The 24,529-nt window shown below is 57.2% G+C and carries 21 protein-coding genes; 7 read left to right on the forward strand and 14 right to left on the reverse strand.

Annotated features, from left to right (window positions below; all coding sequences use genetic code 11):
• Positions 1 to 291: 291 nt before the first annotated feature.
• The 3 genes from AC1D2P_RS10230 to AC1D2P_RS10240 all read right to left on the reverse strand — a co-directional run bounded on the left by AC1D2P_RS10230 (position 292) and on the right by AC1D2P_RS10240 (position 5,878).
• The gene (locus AC1D2P_RS10230) at positions 292 to 3,945 is read right to left on the reverse strand and encodes a transporter substrate-binding domain-containing protein (protein WP_477758329.1); all 3,654 of its coding nucleotides are present in this window, start codon (positions 3,943 to 3,945) and stop codon (positions 292 to 294) included.
• Positions 3,946 to 4,572: a response regulator transcription factor gene (locus AC1D2P_RS10235; protein ID WP_046027186.1), complete on the reverse strand. Its 627-nt coding sequence runs from the start codon at positions 4,570 to 4,572 to the stop codon at positions 3,946 to 3,948.
• 136 nt (positions 4,573 to 4,708) lie between these two features.
• Entirely contained in the window at positions 4,709 to 5,878 is a 1,170-nt protein-coding gene (locus tag AC1D2P_RS10240) for an EAL domain-containing response regulator (protein ID WP_158283932.1), read from the reverse strand.
• Positions 5,879 to 6,265: 387 nt separating this feature from the next.
• Between AC1D2P_RS10240 and AC1D2P_RS10245 the strand changes: the two genes are divergently transcribed.
• Positions 6,266 to 6,826 (forward strand): lipid-binding SYLF domain-containing protein, encoded by a 561-nt coding sequence (locus AC1D2P_RS10245; RefSeq protein WP_046027182.1) that lies wholly within the window; start codon positions 6,266 to 6,268, stop codon positions 6,824 to 6,826.
• Between the two features lie 81 nt (positions 6,827 to 6,907).
• Here AC1D2P_RS10245 and AC1D2P_RS10250 read toward each other — a convergent pair whose 3' ends face one another.
• Together AC1D2P_RS10250 and AC1D2P_RS10255 are read right to left on the reverse strand one after the other, a co-directional pair.
• The gene (locus AC1D2P_RS10250; RefSeq protein WP_046027180.1) at positions 6,908 to 7,744 is read right to left on the reverse strand and encodes an alpha/beta fold hydrolase; all 837 of its coding nucleotides are present in this window, start codon (positions 7,742 to 7,744) and stop codon (positions 6,908 to 6,910) included.
• A gap of 234 nt (positions 7,745 to 7,978) precedes the next feature.
• Positions 7,979 to 8,770, reverse strand: coding sequence for a cysteine hydrolase family protein (locus AC1D2P_RS10255; protein WP_109787162.1), 792 nt, complete (start codon positions 8,768 to 8,770; stop codon positions 7,979 to 7,981).
• Positions 8,771 to 8,929: 159 nt separating this feature from the next.
• On the opposite strand from AC1D2P_RS10255, the gene AC1D2P_RS10260 reads away from it, so the two are divergent.
• Positions 8,930 to 9,958, forward strand: a complete 1,029-nt coding sequence (locus tag AC1D2P_RS10260) for a GlxA family transcriptional regulator (RefSeq protein ID WP_477811417.1) — start codon at positions 8,930 to 8,932, stop codon at positions 9,956 to 9,958.
• 9 nt (positions 9,959 to 9,967) lie between these two features.
• Here the strand turns inward: AC1D2P_RS10260 and AC1D2P_RS10265 are convergent, their stop codons facing one another.
• A complete protein-coding gene (locus AC1D2P_RS10265) occupies positions 9,968 to 12,868 on the reverse strand; it encodes a sensor domain-containing phosphodiesterase (protein WP_477758330.1) in 2,901 nt (966 codons plus the stop codon).
• 250 nt (positions 12,869 to 13,118) lie between these two features.
• On the opposite strand from AC1D2P_RS10265, the gene chrA reads away from it, so the two are divergent.
• Positions 13,119 to 14,477, forward strand: coding sequence for a chromate efflux transporter (chrA, locus tag AC1D2P_RS10270; RefSeq protein WP_109787160.1), 1,359 nt, complete (start codon positions 13,119 to 13,121; stop codon positions 14,475 to 14,477).
• 98 nt (positions 14,478 to 14,575) lie between these two features.
• Here the strand turns inward: chrA and AC1D2P_RS10275 are convergent, their stop codons facing one another.
• The 6 genes from AC1D2P_RS10275 to AC1D2P_RS10300 form a co-directional block, all read right to left on the reverse strand.
• A complete protein-coding gene (locus tag AC1D2P_RS10275) occupies positions 14,576 to 15,712 on the reverse strand; it encodes a nickel/cobalt efflux protein RcnA (protein ID WP_477758331.1) in 1,137 nt (378 codons plus the stop codon).
• Between the two features lie 7 nt (positions 15,713 to 15,719).
• Positions 15,720 to 16,013 carry a metal-sensing transcriptional repressor gene (locus tag AC1D2P_RS10280; protein ID WP_046027176.1) on the reverse strand — a complete coding sequence of 98 codons (294 nt, stop codon included), beginning with the start codon at positions 16,011 to 16,013 and terminating at the stop codon, positions 15,720 to 15,722.
• A 463-nt stretch (positions 16,014 to 16,476) separates the two neighbouring features.
• On the reverse strand, positions 16,477 to 16,977 hold the full coding sequence (locus tag AC1D2P_RS10285) for a hypothetical protein (protein ID WP_477758338.1): 501 nt from the start codon (positions 16,975 to 16,977) through the stop codon (positions 16,477 to 16,479).
• Positions 16,978 to 17,150: 173 nt separating this feature from the next.
• Positions 17,151 to 17,621 (reverse strand): anti-virulence regulator CigR family protein, encoded by a 471-nt coding sequence (locus AC1D2P_RS10290; protein ID WP_258665705.1) that lies wholly within the window; start codon positions 17,619 to 17,621, stop codon positions 17,151 to 17,153.
• Positions 17,622 to 17,642: 21 nt separating this feature from the next.
• Complete coding sequence (locus tag AC1D2P_RS10295; protein ID WP_146206184.1) at positions 17,643 to 17,930, reverse strand: hypothetical protein; 288 nt, start codon at positions 17,928 to 17,930, stop codon at positions 17,643 to 17,645.
• Between the two features lie 106 nt (positions 17,931 to 18,036).
• Positions 18,037 to 19,005 (reverse strand): AraC family transcriptional regulator, encoded by a 969-nt coding sequence (locus tag AC1D2P_RS10300; RefSeq protein WP_109787158.1) that lies wholly within the window; start codon positions 19,003 to 19,005, stop codon positions 18,037 to 18,039.
• A gap of 181 nt (positions 19,006 to 19,186) precedes the next feature.
• Here AC1D2P_RS10300 and AC1D2P_RS10305 point away from each other — a divergent pair, with 181 nt between their 5' ends.
• Together AC1D2P_RS10305 and AC1D2P_RS10310 are read left to right on the forward strand one after the other, a co-directional pair.
• On the forward strand, positions 19,187 to 20,140 hold the full coding sequence (locus tag AC1D2P_RS10305; RefSeq protein ID WP_477758332.1) for a diiron oxygenase: 954 nt from the start codon (positions 19,187 to 19,189) through the stop codon (positions 20,138 to 20,140).
• A gap of 77 nt (positions 20,141 to 20,217) precedes the next feature.
• The gene (locus tag AC1D2P_RS10310) at positions 20,218 to 20,640 is read left to right on the forward strand and encodes an MAPEG family protein (RefSeq protein ID WP_460163894.1); all 423 of its coding nucleotides are present in this window, start codon (positions 20,218 to 20,220) and stop codon (positions 20,638 to 20,640) included.
• Between the two features lie 27 nt (positions 20,641 to 20,667).
• On the opposite strand, the gene AC1D2P_RS10315 is transcribed toward AC1D2P_RS10310, so the two are convergent.
• Both AC1D2P_RS10315 and AC1D2P_RS10320 read right to left on the reverse strand, forming a co-directional pair.
• Positions 20,668 to 21,363 carry a tRNA (adenine(22)-N(1))-methyltransferase gene (locus tag AC1D2P_RS10315; protein ID WP_477758333.1) on the reverse strand — a complete coding sequence of 232 codons (696 nt, stop codon included), beginning with the start codon at positions 21,361 to 21,363 and terminating at the stop codon, positions 20,668 to 20,670.
• A gap of 156 nt (positions 21,364 to 21,519) precedes the next feature.
• Entirely contained in the window at positions 21,520 to 22,104 is a 585-nt protein-coding gene (locus tag AC1D2P_RS10320; protein WP_477758334.1) for an eCIS core domain-containing protein, read from the reverse strand.
• A 471-nt stretch (positions 22,105 to 22,575) separates the two neighbouring features.
• Here AC1D2P_RS10320 and AC1D2P_RS10325 point away from each other — a divergent pair, with 471 nt between their 5' ends.
• The gene (locus AC1D2P_RS10325; protein WP_046027166.1) at positions 22,576 to 23,427 is read left to right on the forward strand and encodes a sugar phosphate isomerase/epimerase family protein; all 852 of its coding nucleotides are present in this window, start codon (positions 22,576 to 22,578) and stop codon (positions 23,425 to 23,427) included.
• A 14-nt stretch (positions 23,428 to 23,441) separates the two neighbouring features.
• Complete coding sequence (locus tag AC1D2P_RS10330; RefSeq protein ID WP_077430138.1) at positions 23,442 to 24,512, forward strand: isopenicillin N synthase family dioxygenase; 1,071 nt, start codon at positions 23,442 to 23,444, stop codon at positions 24,510 to 24,512.
• Positions 24,513 to 24,529 lie beyond the last annotated feature (17 nt).

A 24,529-nucleotide genomic window follows, 5' to 3' on the forward strand; every position in this document is an offset into this window, starting at 1 on the left:
TATCGATGAGAGGTGCTTGATAGAGTTGATGTTAGGCCGCGATAGTTTTAATTAAGTTGACGTGCAAGGGCGGCTGTTTTTTCTATCAGGCACATTTGGCCATTCATGCTTCGCTGAGCGAGCATCGCAGGAAGTCTTCTATTGGTTAAAACGAGGGGCACTAGGGGCGATACAAGGAAGTTAACGGCTTTGTAGTGTTCTGGTGTTCCCTGGCGAATCCGGCATAAACCCAGTTTATGCCGTGATTGATTTCCGGCCCGGTCAAAACAACCGGCCTTTCGGCCTCTGCGTTCAAGCCACGTAGAGGCTCAGCTTCTCGGCCAATTGCTCCATCTCTTGTTGTAGCTCATCCACCGCTTGAGCCAATTGAGAGGTGTCGCGGCCATTGCAAACCTCTTCAAGACGTTCACAGCACTCGATCAGTCGTTGCGCCCTGATGATTCGCGCGCCCCCCTTCACTCGGTGAGCCAGGTCAGACAATGCATTCAGGTCGTGTTGGGTAAACAACTTGATCAGCCGCGCCATGTCTTCTTCGTTCGCGGTGGACAGATCATCAATCAGGCTATTGATCGACGCTTTGTCTCCCCTGGTCAGTTGCTCGACACTGGTCAGGTCAATCTCGTTGCTGCGCTGGATCGAGGTCTCCACCTCACTGCGTACAACAGGCACTACGGCATCCAGGCACGACTTCAACTCCTCCAGCCCGATAGGCTTGAACAGGCAGTCGTCCATACCCGCCTTGATGCAACGGGTCAGCTCTTCCTGTTGGGCGTTTGCGGTAAAACCCAGAATCAAACACGGTGCGAGGCCTTTGGTGTGTTCCTCTTCGCGAATGGCTTGAGTCAACTGATAGCCATTCATCACCGGCATGTTGCAGTCGGTGATCACCACATCGAACCATTGACTGCGCCAGGCTTGCAGACCCAGCCTGCCGTCTACGGCATCACTCACCCGGTGTCCCAGGTGGCTCAGTTGCTGAGACACCAGAAGTCGATTGGCAGGATAGTCGTCAACCACCAACACATTCAGCACCTGATGTTGCGCGGCAGTTTCATGCGGCATCATCCCGGGCAGTTCAGCCAGTGGTTCCAGCGTTGGCAGACTCATGAGTACTTCAACCTTTGTACCCTTGCCGAAAACGCTGCTCATGAGCAAACGCCCACCCATCATTTCGCACAGCGTCCGACTGATCACCAACCCCAACCCGGAACCACTGCGCCCGGATTGAGTGTTGTTGCTTGCCTGGGTAAACGGGCTGAACAAGCTCTGCTGATCCTCCTCCGAAATGCCGATACCGGTGTCTTCAATGACGAGGGCGACGGCCATGAACTGCGGATTTTTGGCGGGGCGTGCCTGCATGCTCAATCGCACCTGGCCGTCCTGGGTGAACTTGATCGCGTTACTCAGCAGGTTGGAAACAATCTGTTTGAAGCGTAAAGGGTCAATGAGCACATCACTCTGCATCTGGAAGTCCAGATCCAGTAGCAGGCTCAGACGCTTTTGCCGGGCGACACCTTCGAACACCCGCAATACTGACTCCAGAAGCTCACGTAAATTGGCCCTCTCTGGCGACAGCGACAAACGCCCGGACTCGATTCGGGCGATGTCCAGAATATCGCCGATCAAATCCAGCAGGCCACGAGCAGCGCCAGACGCAACTTCAATCGCAAACCGGTCCGTTACGCCTTGATCGGCCTTTTTCATCGCCAGCTCAAGCATGCCGATGATTGCATTCATAGGCGTGCGGATTTCATGGCTCATCGTCGCCAAAAACAGACTTTTGGCCCGATTGGCATCATCGGCATGTTCCTTGGCCTCATCGGCGATCTCCTTCGCCTCACGCAATTGTCCGACAAGTGCCTGGCGTTCACTGATGTCAATCCATCCGGCAATCACCCCACCTACTTCGCCATTACTGTCGCGATAAGGCAGCATCCAGTGATAAATCTCCAGTTTACGGCCATCCAGCATCGTTATTTCACGGTCTCGAACCATCGGCGAGCCCCTGCTGATGATCCGCTGAAACTCCTCCTCGTAACTCCTTGCGTCCTCAGGGCAGAGCAACTTCACTTTGGTCTTTCCAACCACATCCTCGCGCTCGACCCTAAAGGCATTGAGGTAACTGGAATTACAAATCAACAAAACCCCATTGCGGTCCCGGATGTAGATCGGATGGGGTGTTCCATCAATCAAGACCCGCATAAATTCCAGTTGCTCGTTGAGTGCCCGCTCAGCCTCATCGCGCCTGCGCAACGCCACCTTCATATAGGCGATCCATATCAGCGCCAGCGCCAACAACACCAACACGCCACCAATAGCCTGGATGAAGAGCGTTCTGTTACGCGTCCAATAGCTGTCTTCGATCAACACATCGTTACGCCAGCGATTCGTTACTTCATCCATTTCCTCGGGTGGAATGCTCAGCAACGCCTTGTCGAGAATGGAATGGAGCTCCAATGCCCCGCGGCTTGTCGCGAAGGCCATGCGCGCAAAGTCGTTACCGATGGTGCTGACGACTCGTAACTGCCCGTCAAAATGATGATTTACCGTGTAATTGCTGATGATCAGCGGACCAACCATTGCATCCGCTTCACCATGCAGGACCAGACTCATAGCATGTTCAGAGTTGTCAGCATCGACGAGCAGGATCTTGGGAAAGTTGGCCGCCAGCCATTCGTGCATGCCCGTACTGCGAGCCAGCGCCAAGCGTTTGCCAGCGAGTTTTTCGGGCGCAAATGAAATGTCGGTGTTCGCTTTGGCAATCAGCACATAGGGCGAAGACAAGTAAGGTCGTGTGAAATGCAAGGCACGCTCGCGCTCCGAACTCGGAGTGAGCGCGGCTATAATTTCGGAATCATTTTTGCCAACATTTTCCACCATCGCAGCAACCGACGGCATTACCCGAATATCAAATTTCAACCCTGTGCGCAGCGATACTTTGCTCAACACATCATGGGCAATACCTGCGTAGTCGCCATTCTTGTTAAAAAATGACAAAGGCGGATACCCCCCCACGACATTGACCCGAACACTGGGGTGCTCATCCAGCCATCGCTGCTCACTGCTACTGAAATTCAGACGCCGCTTGCCTGGCATGCTCTCCCCGCCCGCCCCCCAACGGTTCATGATTTCCATGTGTGCACTCGCTGGAATCGCGTCTACGGCTGCATTGACGACACGAATCAGGGGTTGGTTTGCGCTATTCATGGCAAAGCTGAAGTCGCGAACTTCCATGCGGGAGAAGTCCGCTAACTCGACATTATTTAAAAAATTATTATTGATCAGGTAATTGGCGCTAACAGAATCACCGAGATAAACATCCGCCTGGCCAAACGCTACAGCACCAATGGCACCCAGCATGGAGGGATAAAGCTGCAAGGTGGCTTTAGGGTAAAAAGCGCGGACGGAATCAGGCGACAGGTAGTGGTAAAGCATGGCAATGGTCTTGCCGTTCAGGTCTACCGGCAAATCACTGCTGTCGCCCTTGCGGGTGACCAATGTGGGCTTGTCGTTGGAATAGGGATGGCTGAGCACAATGTTCGGAGACTGCGTCTCGAACTCATTGGCCGTCCCGACAAAATCCACTTCTCCTTTTCTGACCGCGTCCAGCACTTCGCCGCGACTGTCATACCGGCGAATCTCAACCTTGACCCCCAGGAGCTCGGCAATCAACTGCGCATAGTCAACCGTCATCCCTTCCATCTGATCATTATTGATCGTCATATCGAACGCCGCGTAATCGGGAGCCGAGGCCCCCAATACCAATACGGCCTTTGAGCGCAACCAACGCCAATCTCTCCCGTCGAGTGTTACGTGATAAGCACCGTTGACACTGGAACGACCCAACACGCTCAGCGTGCTGGGTTGTGCTTCTACTGGAGAGGTGAAATTGGCCGTGATTACAAGCACGACCAGCGACAGACAGTATGAAAGAGACTTCACCATTTAAAGCAGATCGTTGCGTTTGGCAAAATCTGCCAGATAAACAACGGACGTGACATTAAGCTTCTCGATCAACCGCGCCTTGTAAGTGCTGACGGTCTTGTTACTCAAGAGCATGATGTCACCAATTTCTTTATTGCTGAGCCCATTCGCCAGTTGTTTGAGAATCGCCAGCTCTCTGTTCGAGAGCGTACTAATCAACTCCTCATCGGTTGCGCTTCCATCGCTGCGGCGAACAGAAAGGGCTTGTATATCCGGAAAATAGCTATAACCGGACATGATGACTTTGACACCCCTGATCAGCTCATCAAGACCATCGGTTTTAGAGATGTAGCCCGCCGCACCGGCACTCATGCACCGCATGGAATAAAATTTTGCAGCCAAAGAAGTCAATACCAGAATCTTTGTGCGGACCTCCAACGCTCGAATACGTCGAATAACTTCCAGGCCGTCAAGCTTCGGAATGGTGATGTCCAGCACAACCAGGTCGGGCTCATGAGCAATGACCAGTTGAACGGCATCGGCGCCATTATCAGTTTCCGCGACGACTTCAAAACCTTCATGCGCCAGAAGCATTTTGACTGACGAACGTATAAAAGGATGATCATCTACAACGATTACTTTTAACATGTTAGTCCTTGTTGGCTCCCACTATAACCACGGCGCAATTGATGATGTTAACCCCTCCTCCAAGCCAACAGACAGTTTCATTACATCCTTCTGATCGGCAGGTGCAAGGCTATCATTAGTTTCTGTTACAAATCTGTTACTGGGGTCTTTGGCGCAGCCAGGTCCGAAGAACCTTGGCGCACATCGGCCGTCCCAGAAAAAAACCCTGCCCTTCTTCACACCCCATTTGCACTAATGAGTCTCGTACCCATTTGCTGCCGATGCCTTCAATGACCAGGCTCATATTCAGCGATTGAGCCAGCGCCAGAGTGCTGGTTACCATGGTTTTACTGAAAGGATGATGGAGTGCATTTACAAACTTCTTATCAAGTTTTATCTGGCTGAAAGGCAGGTGACAGAGCAGTTGCAGTGAAGAAGCCCCCAAACCAAAATCATCGATGGCCAGGCCACATCCGAGCATACGCAAGCGCAACAAGTTGTCCCGCGCCTTGGGATCGAGATCAAGCAGACCGCTTTCCGCTACCTCGAAAATCAATGACGAGCCTGAGAGTTCATGTCGCTTAAGCGCGCATTGTATGTCATCCGCCAAATCATCCGAGGCCATCTGCGAGGCATGCAGATTGAAAGCGATCTCGACATTCATGTTTTGCTTGCGCATGTCGCTTAGAAAAGTCAGGCCCTGCTCCAGCACGTGCTCGAACATTTCACCAATCAGGTTGTGCGCCAACACTTCAGCCAGAAAGTCGCGAGGCAACAACAACCCCCGAGTCGGGTGATCCCAACGGACCAGTGCCTCGACGCCAGTAAAGGTGTCTTCGCGCAAAGTGAGTTTGGGTTGATACCAGACCTGAAACTCACCTTGCGCCAATCCCCTGCGAATATCGTAGGCGCTAGGTATTAGTTTCGCTATTTCGGGCTCTACCTTCGATACCCCCCAGCGTTGCCGGTATTGCTGGATTATCCGATGCAAGGGGCGCATCTGCATGGGTTGGCTCATTATCCCCAGCAGCTCAAGGCCGACTAAAAGCGCCGTTCTCTCAAGTGCCCGGCTCACGGTTGGCTGCAAGGTGCCGCAGAGCGCTACGGCCCGGACCATTCCTGTTCTCGCCGCCTGTTGGAGAAACTCCAGATGATTAAGGTCTCTGCCAGCCAAGTCACACAATACGATGTCAACCCCACCTGAGGCCTCTAACTCGAGCAGTGCCTGCCGGACATCCGTTGCTTGAAGGATATCTGTTACGCCCAAGCGCCGGAGCATCATCACATGGATGTTGCGCGTAAATGCGTAGTCATCCAGTACCAGCACCCTCGGGTATTTCATGTTTGGTCGGTCACTCTTCCAGTCTTGATCAGCGCTGAATACTGGTTAAAAAAGTGAGCACTCGCCGTAGGAAACAGCCCTCTTTCCTGTAGGGAATTTCCCAAGGTGTCGGCCAAGCATGCGCAGAGTATCGGAGGTTGCCTAGGTCGATATCGGCCAGTAGCAAATCTGACAGCGAACCCTACACTGACACAGTGGTCACAACCATTGATGGCATCGCAACCGATCAGTGGCCTTGTCCCCTGCAATCAAGAGCGACGCTTGCAATCCACATATTTCAGGGTGCGCCGGATACTCCAGTGGTTTCGGTTCCTGTCTGAGGCAGGCGCTGACTGCTGCTCGCGTCCAATGCTCCCTTATCGGAGTACGCAAATGACTCAATCAACGCGGTTCTTCCTATCGCTCTTCCTCGCGGCAGCCTCATTGGCATCGGCGAGTCTCCTGAACACTGCCGGTGCGGCCACCGCCGAGGACCTGAATGCCGACTCTCGGCAAGCGTTGCAACTTCTCTACAAATCAACTCCCGCTGCCGAAACCCTCTCGCACAAGGCCAAGGCGATTTTGGTCTTCCCGAAAATCATCAAGGCAGGCCTTGTCTTCGGCGGCAGCTATGGCGAAGGCGTGTTAATGAAGGGCACGAAAGTAGATAACTATTACAACTCTGTCAGTGGGTCATGGGGGCTACAGGCTGGCGCCCAGTCGTATGGCTACGTGCTGTTTCTGATGACCGACAAAGCGGTGAAATATGTCGCTGAAACCAAAGGTTGGGAAATCGGTGTAGGACCCACGGTAGTGGTGGTTGATGAAGGGGTTGCGAAAAACCTTTCCAGCTCGACGCTCAAAGATGACGCGTACGCGTTCATCATCGACCAGCAAGGCTTGATGGCTGGCGTCAGTATTGAAGGAACCAAGATTTCCTTGATAAAACGTTAAATCCCGTTGTTTGGTTGGACATCGGGCGAACAATGCGGTCAGCCATGGCCCTGCGAGCAGCAGGACCATGGCTTGCCCCGATCAGCCACGAATGAACTTCAGCAGCTCTTGATTGACCACATCGGCGTGCGTCGAGCACATTCCGTGGGGGAACTTCTCATACACCTTCAGCGACCCATTTTTCAGCAGTTTGCTCGACAGCAGCGCCGAGTCAGCAATGGGAACGATCTGGTCGTCGTCACCGTGCATGACCAAGGTTGGCACGGTGATCGCCCGCAGGTCATCCGTGAAGTCGGTTTCAGAGAAGGCCTTGATGCACTCGTAATGGGCATTTGCCGCGCCGGCCATGCCTTGGCGCCACCAGTTCTGGATCATGCCCGGCGAAACAGCGGCACCCGGGCGGTTGAAACCGTAGAACGGGCCACTGGCGACATCCAGATAGAACTGAGACCTGTTGGCTGCCAGTTGCTTGCGCATGTCATCGAACACCCCGATGGGAAGACCGCCTGGGTTGGTCGGGGTTTTGACCATGACAGGCGGTACCGCACCAATCAAAATCAGTTTGGCCACGCGTTTCTGCACCTGGCCATACCTGGCGACATAGCGCGTCGCCTCCCCGCCTCCGGTCGAGTGACCGATATGCACAGCGTTGCGTAGATCCAGGTTCTGAACCAACGCCGCGACGTCTGCAGCGTAGTGGTCCATATCGTGGCCGCCGCTCACTTGAGAGGACCTGCCGTGGCCGCGCCGATCATGTGCGATGACGCGATAACCCAAGCCAACGAAGAACAGCGCCTGACTGTCCCAATCATCACTGCTGAGCGGCCACCCATGGTGAAACACGATGGGCTGGGCGTTCTTCGGCCCCCAATCCTTGTAGAAAATGTCAACGCCATCTTGGGTAGTCACTTTGCTCATGATCATGCTTCCACTGTTGATGTCAGGAGAGTTGACGGACGAAATTGCAAGGCAAGGCGCCGAAGAAAACGCCGCCAGTGCGGCGGCACTCAAGCCAAGAACGATAAAATCTCGCCGGTCCGGGCTAGCAGGCCCATTGTTTTTGTTATTGCTCATTTGGTACTCCGCGTCAGTCAGCAGAGACGGGAGCCACAAGGCCCCCGTCTCTGGTCAGGAGATGGCACATACCCTGGATCACTGCCCTTCGAGTTTTTTCACCACTTCGTCGGTCGTCATCACGTCATTGGCGATGTAGCGGAAGTTGACCAGCGCGCTACCGTATCCATCGCCGTCAGGCAGCTTCGGACCGGCGACGGCGTCGCGGACGACAACCACTTCGAAGCCACGCTCCAGGAACTCGCGAAGGTGCGATTCGACGCACAGGTTGGAGGCCATGCCCACGAGGACGATTTTGTCGATCCGTTTCTTGCGCAGTTGCAGCATCAGATCGTTGCTTTGAGGGCCATACAACTTGTGCGGTGAGGCGACGATGGTCTTGCCGTCTTCGATGAAGGGTTTGAACTCCTGCATGAAGTCGGCGCCCGAGTTACGGAAGCCATCAAGTGTCAAGGCGCCCTTGCGATCGAAGAGCCCCAGCTTGTGCTGAACGGTTTCCGCTGGCGCCTCGAACTCCCATTTATGATCGTGGGGATAGTAGTAGTGCGGCGAGATAGCGACCGTCGCTCCGGCCTTTTTGAACGCCGTGAACAGCTTGCTCAGATGCGGAACCAGATTTTGCTCGGTAACGCTCTGACCGAAGACTGACCAGCCCGCGCCCTCTGGACTCATGAAATCGATCTGCGGGTCGATCACGACCAGCGCGGTTCGGCTGGAATCCCACTCAAAGGTGGAGGCTGGGAGCGCGGGTTTGACCGGGTCGGCATACGGGTCCTCGGCGGCGGCGCCAATGCCCGGTGCAATCAGGAACGCCGCGAGCAAGGTGGCGCAGGCGATCATTTTTCCGGGGGTAGTTCTGTTGAAGGTCATTTGCACGTCCTCAAGGGTGGGGGTGCATTTACGGTACGGCGAGAAGACGGCACGAAATGGACATTTATCCCTGGATTTCGGCCGACACGCGCAGCCACCTTGCAGGAGGCGGATGGGCTCGCTACTCCTTCGTGACCTTCCAGACAGCACGCGCGTACTATGGCTTCCCCCATTCAGACTTTGGGCGTTCCGTTCATGCAGCGTCACATGTGTTTCCTGGTCTACCCAGGCTTCGTATTGCTGGATCTGAGCGGCCCGCTCGAAGCCTTCACCAACGCCAATCGCGCGCGCCCTTCGAGCTATCGATTCACGGTCGCGTCACTGGAGGGCGGGTTGATCCACGCGTCGAGCGGACTGCAAGTGGCGACTGAAACCATGCAGGTTGTCGAGCGCCTCGACACGCTCATCATCGTCGGCGCACCAACTGCCCCAATCGATGACCGGATGATGCCGATGGCGGCTGCGATACGGGACATGTCCCCGCGCTCTCGCCGCACGGCCAGTGTCTGTACCGGCGCCTTCCTGCTCGCCGAGAGCGGCCTGCTCGACGGTCGCGTCGCGACCACGCATTGGAACTATGYGCCGCAGTTGCAAGCACGCTATCCGTTGCTGCGCGTGGACGGCGATCGAATCTGGACCGAAGACGGGAATGTCTGGACGTCCGCCGGCATGTCGGCGGGCATCGACATGGCCCTGGCCATGATCGAACAAGACCTGGGCAAAGAGGTGTCGCGTTCCGTCGCGCGCATGCTGGTGGTTTACTACCGGCGACCGGGGGGTCAATACCAGTTCTCTTCGCTGCTGGATTTCGACCCGGGCTCGGATCGCATCCGCACGGTGCTGAGCTACGCGCGCGATCATCTGCGTGACGATCTGTCCGTTGAACGACTGGCCGACGTCACCCATATGAGCGTGCGCCAGTTTGGTCGCGTATTCGCAGCGGCTATCGGAGTGACTCCGGCGAAAGCGATCGAGCGCCTGCGTATCGAGTCAGCGCGGCCTCTGGTCGAGGACGGACACCAAACCTTCGAGGAGATCGCCAGGTGCTTCGGCTTCGGCGATGCCGATCACATGCTGCGCAGCTTCGTGCGAGTCGTAGGGCGCACGCCGCAAGAACTGCGGCGCAGTGCCCGACAGTCCAAAGATACTGGCGGGGCTGGGAGAAAGGAGGATCAAACGTCGGCGTAAGCGAGGCGCTCAGCGTTGATCAAGCAGCGAACTCGCCAACAACGCCTCCAACCCCATCGGCTTGGCAAAGTAGTAACCCTGGGCCTGCTCAGCGCCGATTTCGCGCAGCAAGTCCAGGGTCGCTTTGTCCTCGACACCTTCGGCCACCACACTCAGGTCCAGCGATTCGGCCATGCGCACAATCGCCCGCACGATGGCGCGACTGCGAGCACTGGTGGTCAGTTCGAGGATGAACGACTTGTCGATCTTCAGGCCGCTGAAACGGTATTGATGCACATAGCTCAGGGATGAAAACCCTGCACCGAAGTCATCGAGCACCACCGACATGCCGTTGTCGGCCAGTTGCTGCATGGTCAGTCGGGCAATGGCCGGCTCAGCCACCAGCGCACCTTCGGTCAACTCCAGGCAGATCCGCGACGGCGCGACCCCGCACCGGGCCAACAGGGCAAGCACTTCACTGGCAAATTCCGGGCGCGTCATGCTGTAGCTGGAGCAATTGACGTGCACCGCAGGCCAATTGGCGTGCTCGGGCTGTGCGAGGATTACTGCAATGCTGGTGAGCATGTACAGGTCCAGTCGACCGATCAGGCGCAACCCCTCGACATCCGGCAAAAACTCGCCCGGTGCGATCACCCGGCCGCCCGGCTGATGCCAGCGGATCAGCGCTTCAAGGGCCAACAGTTCGCCGGTTTCGACGCTGACAATCGGCTGGAAATACGGCAGCAGTTCGTCTGTACGTTTGAGCGCATTGCGCAAGGCCCCTTCCCGCTCAACCTGGTCCGAGACTTCACGGCGCACTTCCTGGTTGAACACTGCGTAGCTGTCGCGCCCGGCGCTTTTGACCCGGTACATCGCCGCATCGGCGTCGCGCAGCAGGTCGGCCGGCTCGTGATGGAATTGGCCGTCGGCACTGACAATGCCAATACTGCACGACGAAAAAACTTCATGGCCATTGATGAAAAACGGCAGGTCAAACGCCACCAGGATCCGTTCGGCGATTTCGATCACCACCTCCAGCGGCGCTGCGGGAGCCAGCACCGAAAACTCATCGCCCCCCAGGCGAGCCAGCATGTCGGTTTCGCGCAGGCAACCGCGTAACCGCTGGGCGGCCTGCATCAACAGCAGGTCGCCGAAATGGTGGCCGAGGCTGTCGTTGACCATCTTGAAACGGTCGAGGTCGATGAACATCACCGCCAGGTGCCCGCCTTCGCTGCCGAACTGCGACCAGGCCAGACCGAGGCGCTGTTGCAGGTAGGTGCGATTCGGCAGGCCGGTCAGCGCATCGTGGGAGTTTTCGTGTTGCAATTTGGCGTTGGCGTGATCGAGCTCGCGGGTGCGGTTCTGTACCCGGGCTTCGAGCTTGAGGTTGGCGGCATGGATCGCTTCGGCGGCTGTGCGTCGCGACAACGCGGTGTCAATGTGGCGCGACACGAACGTCAGCAGTTCCTGGTCGCGCAGCGTGTACCAGACCTGCGAGGTATAGCTTTGCACCGCCAGCACGCCGCGCACTGCATCGCCATCAAACAAGGGGATGCCTAGCCAGGAATAGGACCGGACATACTCATCGGCGAGTTCTATTTCACCGCGCGCAGCCAATCGTTCGGCCTCGCCGGCATCAATCAGGCAAGGTCGACGCTGACGGATCACGTACTCGGTCAAGCCGCGGCGCCCACGCCGGGCCGCCGGGCGGGTCGTCTGTCGCTCATCGACATAATAGGGAAAGGTCACTTCAGTGGTCGCGTCGTCGAACAGCGCGATGTAGAAGTTTTGCGCGAACAGCAGATCACCGACGATGCCATGCAAGGTTTGAAACAGCTCAGCCATGTCGCCGGGCTGGCTCGACAGTTCAGCAATCTGGAACAGCGCGCTCTGCAGATGTTCGGCACGCTCGCGGTCCGCCACTTCCTGCCTCAAGGCATCGTTGAGTGCCGACAGCTCCAGGGTGCGGCGCATCACCGTCGCTTCCAGGTCCTCTCGGTGGAGGATCCGGTCCAGCGCCATGGCCACGTGGCGGGCTACCACCAGGAACAGCGCCCGGTCTTCAGCGCTGTAGGTACGAGAAACGTCGTAGACCTGCATGGCAAGCATGCCAAACACGTCATCCGAAGCATTTTTCAACGGTGCGCCCATCCAGAACTCTGGACGATCACCCACGCAGTAGAATCGGCCCTGGGCCTGAGCCGCGAGAATGCCGGCGGCGTCGATCAGCAACGGCTGGCCGGAGGTCAACACCTGGCCGGTCAGCGACAAGTTCGAAGGGTCCAGGTATTCGTAGTTTTCGGACTCCAGGGCATCAACGTCGATGATGTCGACGTAATACGGATAGTCAATCTTGCCGCTGTGCGGGTCATACAGCGCGAGATAGAAGTTCTCGGCGTCGATCAGGCTGGCCAGCAGCCGGTGAACCCCCACCAGAAACACTGACCGGTCGCGGGTCGAACTGGCCAGGTAGGTAATTTCATACAGTACGCGCTGAGTAATCTGCGCACGGGCAAGGGTATTGGTCTGTACCTGAATCCCCAGGCGCCGGGCAAACTCGGCGAGCGCTGGCTGCGCGGCATCATCGACTGGCGCGAGTAGCCAGCCCAGCACACTTTCGCCTTTGCCGGTCGGCCAGCGGTGCAAGCCCATGGTCAGGCAAAAGGCTTCAAACGCTTCGTTTGCAATGCTTGATGGCCATTGCACCCGAGGGTCGCCCTGCCCGACTAAATGCATTTGTTCACCGGCGCGGTAAACCCCCCACGCGGTGGTGTGGGCCCAGTGACGAGCTGAGTCCAATAATTGGGCGATCGTGTCTTCATTGTCAGCACAGGTCATGCCGACAGTATCGGGTTGTTCATTCAGTTGAGGTGCGACAGCGTCGCAATCGGTCGATTGCCGCGGGGAGTCGGTCAATGGACGAAAACTCATCAGTGCTCCCTGAGCCAAAAACTGGCGAAACTCACATGCTGATTACTGGCAATGTGCCGGTGAGCTTCTCGTTTAAAGCTAATAGAAGTTTTTTTCAATAGTTTTATTCGCTTTAATGCCAACTATGGGACGGACAGCGAGTTATTTGCTACAGGTTGTCCAGAACAACGTTTCTACACTGATGTGCGAGGTCGCCCGGAATGGCGCGAGATCCGTTGCGAGTCTTTCAAAAAACAAGAGGAACACATTCATGAGCAAGGCTCGCGCGTTGGCCGTTGACGAGGAGCTGTCCAGACCGCAAGCGATCAGTCTGCGTGAGGCGTTCTGGTTCTGGCTGAAGCTGGGGTTCATAAGCTTCGGCGGGCCTGCGGGACAAATTTCGATCATGCACCAGGAGCTGGTAGAACGACGGCGCTGGATATCCGAGCGCAGATTTCTGCATGCCCTCAACTACTGCATGTTGCTCCCGGGGCCGGAAGCTCAGCAGCTAGCGACTTATATCGGCTGGTTGATGCATCGAACATGGGGCGGCGTCATTGCGGGTGCACTGTTTGTGCTGCCCTCGCTGTTCATTCTGATCGCCCTGTCGTGGATGTACATCGCCTTCGGTGAAGTATCCGTGGTCGCCGGACTCTTCTATGGAATCAAGCCTGCGGTGACAGCGATTGTCGTGCAGGCGGCACACAGGATCGGCACTCGGGCGCTGAAGAACAATTGGCTGTGGGTGATTGCTGCGGCCTCATTTACGGCGATCTTCGCCTTCAATGTTCCATTCCCGTTGATCGTACTGGGCGCGGCATTGGTCGGTTATGTCGGCGGACGCYTGGCACCCGAGAAATTCAGGGTCGGGGGCCACAGCGCCGCCAAAAAGTCCTTTGGCCCAGCCTTGATCGATGACGACACGCCGCCCCCTGAACATGCCCGATTTAGCGGGTTGAGACTCGCCTCCCTCGCACTCATCGGCGCGGCGTTATGGGCGTTGCCGATGGGGATTTTGACCGCTCTCTTTGGTTGGGGAGGCACCTTGACCCAGATGAGCTGGTTCTTTACCAAAGCCGCATTGCTGACCTTTGGTGGCGCCTACGCGGTGCTGCCTTATGTCTACCAAGGTGCGGTCGGTCACTATGGCTGGCTAACCCCGACTCAGATGATCGACGGCCTGGCGCTGGGGGAAACCACGCCTGGACCACTGATCATGGTGGTGGCTTTCGTGGGGTTTGTCGGCGCCTATGTCTCGCAAGTCTTCGGAGCTGATCAGGTGTTTCTGGCTGGCGCTGTCGCGGCGTCCCTGGTGACATGGTTCACCTTCCTGCCTTCGTTCTTGTTCATCCTCGCGGGCGGCCCGCTGGTAGAGTCGACTCACAACGAACTCAAGTTCACGGCACCGCTCACCGCCATTACGGCGGCGGTGGTTGGAGTGATCCTCAATCTGGCGTGTTTCTTCGGCTATCACGTGCTTTGGCCGAAGGGCTTCAGCGGCAACCTGGACTGGCCGTCTGCACTGATCGCCATTGCGGCGGCGGTGGCCTTGTTCCGCTTCAAACGCGGTGTCATTCAGGTGTTGATGGTCTGTGCGCTTGCCGGTTTGGCAGTGCATTTGCTGCGCTAGAGAGCTTGAACGGGTTGACCAAAATTGGCGGGCTTCGGGCCCACCAGATCATCCTCGCCTAATGAGCCATGCAGGCAGCATCGCCTGAGATGGTCTATTTACGCATTCAGGCCGATCCAGCCATGAAAGCCCACGTAGAGGCCAACACCGATGATCAACACGCTGGACAGGTATGGCGCGCGACGAGCAACGGCGCCCAGCCAGGGCCAGCGATTGGACGCTTGCTTAGCGCCAATGGCCGCAGCAGCGCCCACCGCCACCAAAGTGATCGCCAGGCCGATGCTGAAGCACAGAACCAGCATGCCCCCTAGCGCGACCTCTTTAACCTGAAGACAGAGCAGCAAGACGGTAATCGCCGCAGGACATGGAATCAGACCGCCAGTCAGACCGAACATGACGATCTGCCCCGTGGTGACCTCGCGGTGGGTGAAGCGTTTGCGGATATCATTGGCGTGCGCTCGTTCGTGTGCGTCCTGATAGCCATCAATCGACAACTCCAGACCTTCCAGTTCCGAATGCCCGTGCCCGTGACTATGTTCCTGATACTCGAGATCGTAATCATGGGAGTGGCCCGCATGCCCAAGACTCAAGCGAGCACTGAACTCATGCGGCTCCGGGATATCCACGGCCGACTCCAGGAAACCCTCGCGCTCGACGAAAGAGAACGATTGAGTGCTGCCGTCTGGACGGGTCGTCATCAGGCGAACATCTGAGGCTCTCCAGGCATGACCGCTCAATACCTTCAGGCGCCAATGCGGTGGCATGCCTTCTTCAAAGATCGACAGTTCGATTCGGCCATGGCCAGTGTCGATGCGGTGGGTCTCATCATGATGGCCATGGCCATGTTCGCCGTGGTGATGATTGTCACCTTGCTCGAACTTGAACATTTGTTCACCGCGCCAGGTGCGCCACAGCATCCAAAGCGCAATCACGATGATCAATACCGAGGACGCCAGCTGGAAGTAAGGCTCCGTGGTTTGAGCATCCAGGCCTTTACCCAAATACATGCCCCCGATGGCGACCAGCCACACTACTGCTGTGTGCGACAGCGTCGCGGCCAAACCCAACAAAACCGCCTGTTTGACCGAGCCACGAATGGCCACGATGAAGGCCGCCATCATGGTTTTTGAATGACCCGGTTCCAGGCCATGCAAGGCCCCAAGTAAAATTGCGCTCGGGAAGTACAGCCAGGCGTGAGTCCCACCCTGTTGCAGCAGTTCAGCGAAGTTGGGCATGTCTGGCCTAGAGGTACTTGGTGATTTGTTTGAACGCGTCCAGTGGTGCGCGCTCGCCATTGTTCAACGCCGAGACGGTGTCTTCCAGACAGTGATCAATATGATCCTGGATGAGCGTGCGCTTGGCTTGGCACACCGCTTTTTCTACCGCATGCAGTTGCTGAGCGATGTCCACGCAATCACGGCCCTCTTCGATCATGGTGATGATGCCGCGTAGATGGCCATCCGCGCGCTTGAGGCGTTTGACAATCGCTTCATGACTTTGGTGGGTGTGGGAATGGTTGTGTCCGTGCTCACTCATGACTTGAGCCTCTGGCCTCAATGAATTACGGCGGCATCCTATCCCCCCTGGGGGGATACCGTCAAACGCATCAAGCCCTCGAAGCGTGCCAAAACATAAACACTTTGCCCTGTAAGCACGGGGACTTTCCGGCCCTTGAATTGGGCGCGCAGCAATTTAACAGCGGCTGCCGCTCTTGGCCCGGCGCTGCAATCGAACGTGTGATGTGGATTGTGAAGGCCGCCGTAAAAAACAGATCCGTTTCGGCTTCTGTATGGCGGCTTTGGGGTGTGGATTCAATCGGTGAAATCCACAGCCGATAGAGGGTCGTCTGGACCGGCCCTCTGGTTCAAATCACGACACCTTTGAGAAAGTCGAAAGGTGTCGCGTGTTTTCTCTGCAGGACGCTCGTGCAAAGTCAGGTGTGAGCTGAACCTGTCGATCGTTCAGTCAACAGTATCTTGAGCGCTCACCAGCCACTGACTCAAAACGAATGTTTCGATCCCGACGTTGCAGCGTTACTCAATCCTTTGGCGTTGTGATCCCCAGGGGTGGATCTCGAAACAGCGGTGGCTTTAGCAACACCGCGAGTATCTTTGGAGTGGGCGATACCTGAAGTGGTTGAACCATGAGCGCGATCACCATTGCGATCATTGCCATAGTGGTTCCCGCTTATGCCATGGTCGCGAACAGACCTGCCGGCATGATCGCTGCTCAGTCCATTGCCGTGGCCATTACTGTTGGAGTTGCCGGCGTGATCTGAACCGCTGTGACCGCTCCCAACACCGCCGCCATGGCCACCACCGTTTCCACTACCATTTCCACCGCCGTGACCACCGCCATTACCACCACCACCACCACCACCACCACCGTCTTTCGCATAGGCGGAGTTCATCAAGGACAGGTCAGCAGGGAGTAACGGGGCGCCTGCAAGCATCATGGCGCATGACATTACAGCAACAAGACTCTTGTTTTTTAAAAGCATGATTGCTTCCATAAGGTTGATATCGCGCACTTTATGACGCGTTATCCCCTTGGCAGTTCAAGTCTTGCGACAGACGGGATGCACGGTGTACTGGCCAAACAGGCGTGCGCGCCAGAAGGCGCGCTAAAACGAATACTGGCAAGGTCATGCCAACAGCGCTTACTGCTCAAGCTTTAATCAAAAGCACCATTCAAGACTTCATAAATAAGCCCCGTTGCCAGCGCGACCAGTATCAAGTCCGTACCCGCTTGCTGCCATTCGTACCCCTCATAGTGCGGCAGTCTGCCGATCAGCCGGCCATCGAGTTTTTTGGCGATGCCCGGAGGAAGTGGTTTGCCTCTCGCCAGGTTTTTTTGAATGCCCGGTGGCAACGCTGGCCCAGGGCTCCAGTAGTCCGGATAACCGCCAACAATCCCGAGAATGCTGCTGCGATTAATGCTTGGACCATTGTCCCAATCGCTGCCCCCGGAATTGTTGCCTTTGTTTCCATGACCTTTTTGGTTGCCATGGTCTTGGGTGTTTTGAGGATTTCCCTTTGCGCTTCCCTGGCCTTTCCCGTTACCGGGATCGGCCCATGCCGTAGCAGAGCCGGAGACCAGCGCACAACAGGCAACAGTTGCAATCAACGAGCGAAACCTGAACATAGAGGGTTCCTTCAGCGTGGATCAATTTCTACGTCTATCAAGACATTCACGGCGCAGCACAAGGTTATTGATCTCTCTGCATTCGACCGAGTGATCATCATCAGCTTTGTTTTTGGCCTTGTCCTTGGCTTTATCGCAATTGCCATTGTTATTGCAATTGCCTTTCCCTTTTTGATCGTTGTTGTTTTTTACACAGTTTCTGGCGTCACTTGCACTGCCCGAATCACCGCAATTTGAACCGGCAAAGGACAACGCAGGTAATGCCAGGGATAACAGAAGTGTGCACACAGAGGCCGCTACGATTCGCATGACGGAACTCCTGAGTAGTTTGTTTTTACCAGCGACTGCCGATTTGAGCCGGTCTGGCTGACTATAGCAGTCCCTATAGAAGAGGCTCGTTGACGGGGCTGTGGATTCAACCGGTCGAGGTACCCGATTGTCTGCGCCAGGTGCCAGGTGATGTGCCGAACTGGCGTTTGAACGCGCGACTGAACGCGGCTTCGGATTCGTAGCCCACGGCAAAGCCGATTTGCGCCACATTCCCGCGGCCTTCGCGCAACTGTTGCGCCGCCACGTGCATACGCCAGAGCGTCAGGTACTGCATGGGCGGTTGTCCGACCAATGCCGTAAATCGCTCGGCGAATGCCGAGCGCGACATGCCCACTTCAAGCGCCAGTGCTTCTGCCGTCCAGCCCTCGGTTGGACGAGCATGGAGCAACGCGAGTGCCCGCCCGATGTGGGGGTCTCGTAACCCCGCCAGCCACCCGCGCCGCTCGGCCGGGAGGCTGGCGACATGCTGGCTGACGGCTTCGACGAATAACAATTCGGAGAGCTTGGCGATAACCGCTGTCGAGCCGACGCGCCCCGCTGCGATCTCGCTGACAGCGAAACGAAATGAGCTCTCAATCCAGGCGCCCGAAGCCGTCGCGCGTACGTCTAGTTTCAATAAGGATGGCAGCGATGAAAGCAACGGACTGAAGGGCGTTTCAGACCCGAGGAAGCCACACAATAGTTGCGTGACCTCTCCGCCCCCGCCGTGCTTGATTCGTGCAATGCCGCCGACTTCTGGCGGTTGAATGACCTCACCCGCAGACATCGGCGCAATGCTCAGATCGCTGCCAAACGTATGAGTGTCGTTACGAGGAAGCAGAATGAGCTCGCCTGCTTGCACATCGATGGCGGGCTCCCCGTCGATCCGCAATTGCATGTGCCCCGCGGCGACAAAGTGCGACGCAATGATATGTCGAGGTGCCGCCAGGAACGGTTTGCAATCGTCGGCCGAGATTTTTCCGCCGATGCACCAGGGCGCAGTGAACTCCGCCTCGAGGAACACCCCTCCAGACAGCCGAATCACACGCAAGACATCAGAAAGCGCATCCAGCACTCGCCAGCCCTCCTCTCCGGAGTCCGGAGCAAGTAATCCGGCGCACTGGTCATTCATCGCCGGAACGGCGAGGCCTAGATTAGCACCAACGCGGACCCGGCGATCGAGACTGGCCCCAGAGGCTTCACCCATGGTCATTGGTTCCGACGTCAACCGTAACTGCCCGAAGCAGGAGATCGAAATGAACACCGTCGCGACCCTACTCAACCCGGAATCGAGCAACGCCGCCCGTTATGCTCAACTTGTCAGATCATCGAAGAAAGCGGAATGGCAGATCGATCGTGATTTGCTGCGGGACCGCAGCTTTGACTTCTCGCGCAAATTCTTGCCCGACGGACTCTCACGGATCGACCGGCTGACCTTCCTCACCGAGGATGAGGCGCGCCGGCTCAGTCAGGTTCATGGCCGAACCTACGCGTATATCTTTGGTCTGGTCGAACGGTTTATCAGCGCCAAAATGCTCGATCAAGGTCGCGCCCATGTCTTTGACGATCAACTGGCACTTGAAGCGCTGGTGCGTTTTTCCAACGACGAGATCAAGCACCAGGAACTGTTCCGGCGCATGGAAACGATGATGAGTGCGCAATTGCCTGCGGGCTATCGTCAGGTTGCCGATCCAAACGATGTGGCCCGCGCAGTACTGGCGGCCAGTACCTGGTCGGTGCTGGCGTTGACCTGTCATATCGAGCTGTTTGTGCAAACGCACTACTCGCAAAGCATCGCCCCGCGCGAGGAGTTGTGCCCGCTATTCAAGGATGTCTTCAAGTTTCACTGGATGGATGAGAGCCGGCACGTCGTACTGGATGAACTGGAGTGGAAGGCAGAGCACGCGAAACTCTCGCCAGCCGAGCGCGATCAGGCCGTTAACGATCTGATTGCGCTGGTGGCGGCTGTCGACGGCATCCTGCAGGCGCAATCGGTTGCCGATGCCGACTACTTCATTCGAAACGTTTCACGCCCGTTCAGCGTCGATGAAACAGCGCAAATCAACGCCTGCATGCTGGGCGCCTACCGCTGGCAATACATCATCTCGGGCGTGCAGCATCCCCACTTTGGCCGGCTGCTGACGCGCATGACAACGCCAGCGCAACTGTCCAGGATCCAGGCCGCACTGGCCCCCATCATGAGCCATTGATCGACAGCGCGCGACCGACCACTGGCCGCGCAACTGGGCAATGACGTGCTGAAAACAATTGATCGAGGATGGCCGCCATGACGATCCCCCAGTGGATGTTGCTTGGATTTGCGACCTGGACGTTGCTGCTATTGATGGCAACCGTCGGGGTGTATCGCTGGGTCGCCATCCTGTTCTCAAAAGTTGCGATTGCCTCTTTTCGCAGCGATCAACTCGAAGGCGAGGACTGGTATCGGCGCGGGACAAGAGCACACGCCAACTGCGTGGAAAACCTGCCGGTCTTTGGCGCCATCGTGTTCGTGGTTTCAGCCTTGGGTGTCAGCGGCCCCGCAGTGAACGACTTGTCCATACTCGTGCTGGTGGCTCGGGTGTGCCAGTCTCTGGTTCACGTCTCCCATGTGCAAACCGACCGGTTCGTGGCCGTTCGGTTTACCTTCTTTTGCATTCAGTTGATCTGTTTTCTTGCGCTCATTGGTATAGCTGTTTGCTACGCCGTATGAATGCTCACGTCGTGGAATGAATCCAGCTCAGGCCAACAGTTCGGTGATCCAGCGAGTCTGTCGGGCGATTTCCTGCACCTTCTCCTCGGGCACAGCCTGCCGCGCCCGGGTGAAGTGGGTCAGCGTGCGCTGCTTCAGGCGCAGCATGCGCTGCCACTTGAGCAGGAACGCCGGGCTGCGTGCCTGCATCTGTAACGGACCGAAGTACAGTTCCTCGGCGGTGTACTTCACCGCCCCTGCCCGCTCGGCGACGATAATTTCGTAGTCGAAGCGGTTTTCCCGCAGCACTTCCTCGTGGAGGATGCGGTAGCCATTTTCCATCAGCCATTGGCGCAGTGGCTGCTCGCCGCCGTTGGGTTGCAGGATCAGGCGTTCCTGGCCGCTCAGATGTGATTTGCCGCTGTCGAGGATGTCGCGGATGGTCTCGCCACCCATGCCGCAGAGGCTGATCGCCGTGATCCCGTCACCCGGCTCGATCGCCGCCAGGCCATTGGCCAGGCGCACGGTGATCCGCTGATCCAGGCCGTTTTCGCGCACAGTGCGTTCGGCCGCACGAAACGGCGTCAATGCCACCTCGCCGGCGACCGCCGCTGAGATGGCGCCACGGCGCATCAGCGCCACCGGCAGGTAGCCGTGATCCGAGCCGATATCGGCCAGGCGCGCACCGACTGGCACCTGCGCCGCGACGCGCTCCAGGCGCTTGGACAATGTCTGTTCGTTCAACTACAGCCCCTTTTCACCGCGAACGTCCGACAACGTTGGCCGGCTTGGGGCGCGATTCTGGCGAGCAACGCCGTACATTTCAAATTTATGCGACCGGGGTCATGGTTCGCCCCGTACCCGCTGTTCGCGTATCAGCGCAAACGCTGGTGATGCCCTTCAGTCAGCCCCTTCCCGCAATGACCGCCTGACCTCAGCCTGTATGGCATAAGCCGGCGCTTCCACTGCATTGAAGTCTTGTGTATACCGCTGGGCAAACCCTTCTACCCCCCATTCCTGATACTGCTGCACGTGCTTTAGTTCGTGAGCCCAGAGTGCGAGGTCCTGTTCTGCGGTTTGAGCGTCGCGGAACAGGATGATGTCGATCAGCGTCACGGCACCGACATCGGGGTTTTGCAGCATGGCAGTGGCTGCGTTCATTTGGCTGTTATCGCTGACTTTGTAGCGCGCGGTATCAAGGACATTGGGGTCGTACCAGCGCAGCAGTTGCTCCCGGATGCGCGGTGGAATCGGTTGGGTGCCGGCGATATCTGCTTCAGCGCGGGCTTGGGTCAGCCACAACGCCAGGGCAGGTGCCGCCATCTGGTAAATGCCATCAGCCATCAGTCCCAGGTCTGGCAAGCAAACGCAGCTGTCCAGGCACACGGGTTTCTCGCCGGCTGGACAGTCGTTGGTCTGGGCTGGGACTTCAAGCGTCAGGCAAAGCGCTAACAGCGCCACCAGGCGCGTGGTGATGGGCGGCATTGGGCGCTCCATGGACGGACGCAAGTGGGTCGTTTGATCGACGACCCACACAGCGTTAGCGTAGTCCTGAACCAGGTGCCCTATGCCCGAGATGCTTTTTTCAGGGTGGGCAGCACGGCACCACCCGCCGCCGCCAAGTTTGAAAATATTCGATCTGCCTGATTTATCACGGATTTCTCCTCGCCAGCCCATCGTCGCTTGGGACTCTTCAAAATGATGCCGTAACAATGGCATCCCTCGCTAATCGTTAGCGTAGGCACCTGCCCGCCCATAAATTCCCCCGTGGAAATTGATATAGATAGCTGGCTATTTGTTATCAATTCTCTGAAGTATTGATTTGAACTTTCAGATTCTTTCGCCGCTCAGCCTGTGCCTAACATCGGCTCCACAGCGAACCAGCCTTGGCATTGTTCAATAGCTTGGTGCGTCGACGTGCTTTTGCAGTAGGCCCTGGATTTTTGAGGATCACCGATGAAGCTGGAAATTTTTCGCACGCTGTGGGGTTACACCGCCAGCAAGGCTCAGGCGCTTGAAGAGCTGCTGCAAGCAGGCTTTGATGGCATGGAAGCGCGACTGCCACTGGACGCCCGTGAGCGGGCTGAGTTTGGCGCCTTTCTAAAGGCCAATCGCCTGGGCTATATCAGCACCGTCTTCACCGCCTACGACGTGCTGCCGGATCAGTCGGCAACGCCCGCCGTACACCTCAATGACCTCGAACAGAAACTCGCCTGGGCTGCCGAACTCGGCCCACGCTTCGTCAACGTACTGGCGGGCAACGATCGCTGGTCCTTGCCACAACAAGTGGAGTTCTTTGGACAGGCGCTGGATCTGGCACGCAAGCATGGCCAGGTCTGCAGTTTCGAAACTCATCGCTCGCGTTCGCTGTTCAACCCTTGGGTGACCCTGGAGTTGATCCGGCAACTGCCTGATCTGTTGTTCACCAGTGACATCAGCCATTGGGTCGTGACCTGCGAGCGTCTGTTGAATGACCCGGCCGATGACCTGAGCCCTTTCATCGAGCGCGTTCACCATATCCAGGCCCGGGTCGGTTACGACCAAGGCCCGCAGGTTCCGCACCCGGCGGCTCCCGAATATGCAAAAGAACTGGCCTTCCATCAGCAGCACTGGGAAAGCATCTGGCGCTCGCAACAGGCCCGCGGTTATCAGGTCAGCACCCTGACCCCGGAATTCGGCGCCGATGGCTACCTGCATCATTTGCCCTTCACCAATGTCCCGGTCGCCGACCTGTGGTCATTGAACGTGTGGATGGGCCAGACCGAGCGCGAACACTTCGAGCGTTTCCACCACTCAAACCATCCTTAGGGAGCCGATGCGTCATGCCTGACAATAAAAATAACAGCGCCAGTACTGACACACTCAAAGCCAACTTCAACAGCATCCCGGTGGTCAGCATCGCCGGTCTGTTCAGTGTTGAACTGGAACACCGCCTGGCCGTGGCCGAACAATTGGGGCGCGCTGCCAGCGAGGTCGGGTTCCTCTATATCACCGACCACGGTATCGACCCGCAACTGATCGCCAATCTGCGCAAGGCTGCCAAGGACTTTTTCGCCCAGCCCATCGACACCAAGATGCGGCACTACATCGGCACCTCGCAAACCCACAAAGGTTTTGTGCCCGAAGGCGAAGAGGTCTATTCCAAAGGCAAGCCGGACCACAAGGAAGCCTTCGACGTCGGCTTCGAAGTCCCCGCCGATGACCCGCTGGTGCTGGCCAACACCCCATTGCTTGGACCGAACGACTGGCCGCAGTTGCCCGGTTTCAAGGCGTCGGTGCAGGCCTACTACGAAGCGATCTTCGCCTTGGGCCGGCGCCTGTTCGGTGGCTTCGCCCTGACCCTGGGCCTGGAAGAAAACTATTTCGACAGCCTGGTCACCCGTCCGCCGTCCAAGCTGCGCCTGATCCACTACCCCTTCGACGGTGCGGCCCATGATGCACCGGGTCTTGGCGCTCATACTGATTACGAGTGCTTCACCATTCTCCTGGCCGACAAACCAGGCCTTGAGGTGATGAACAATCTTGGCCAATGGATCGATGCACCACCGATGGCCGATGCCTTTGTGGTCAACATCGGCGACATGTTGGAGGTGATGACAGCAGGCGCCTTCGTTGCAACCGCGCACCGGGTGCGCAGCGTGAGGGAGGAGCGCTATTCCTTCCCCCTGTTCTATGCCTGCGACTACCACACCCAGATCAAACCGCTGCCCGGGTTCGCCCAGGCTGGTAACGACTACGAGGAAATCACGATCGGCGAACACATGTATGGCCAGGCGCTGCAGACGTATCAATATCTGCGCCAGAGGGTGGCCAATGGGGAAGTTCAACTGCCAGGTAAGGCACGCAAGCCCGCCAGTTTTGGACATTTGAAAAATCAGGTTCAACCGTCCTGATTGAAGTTTTCAGCTAA

The sequence above is a fragment of the Pseudomonas sp. P1_F1_2 genome (assembly GCF_056405815.1).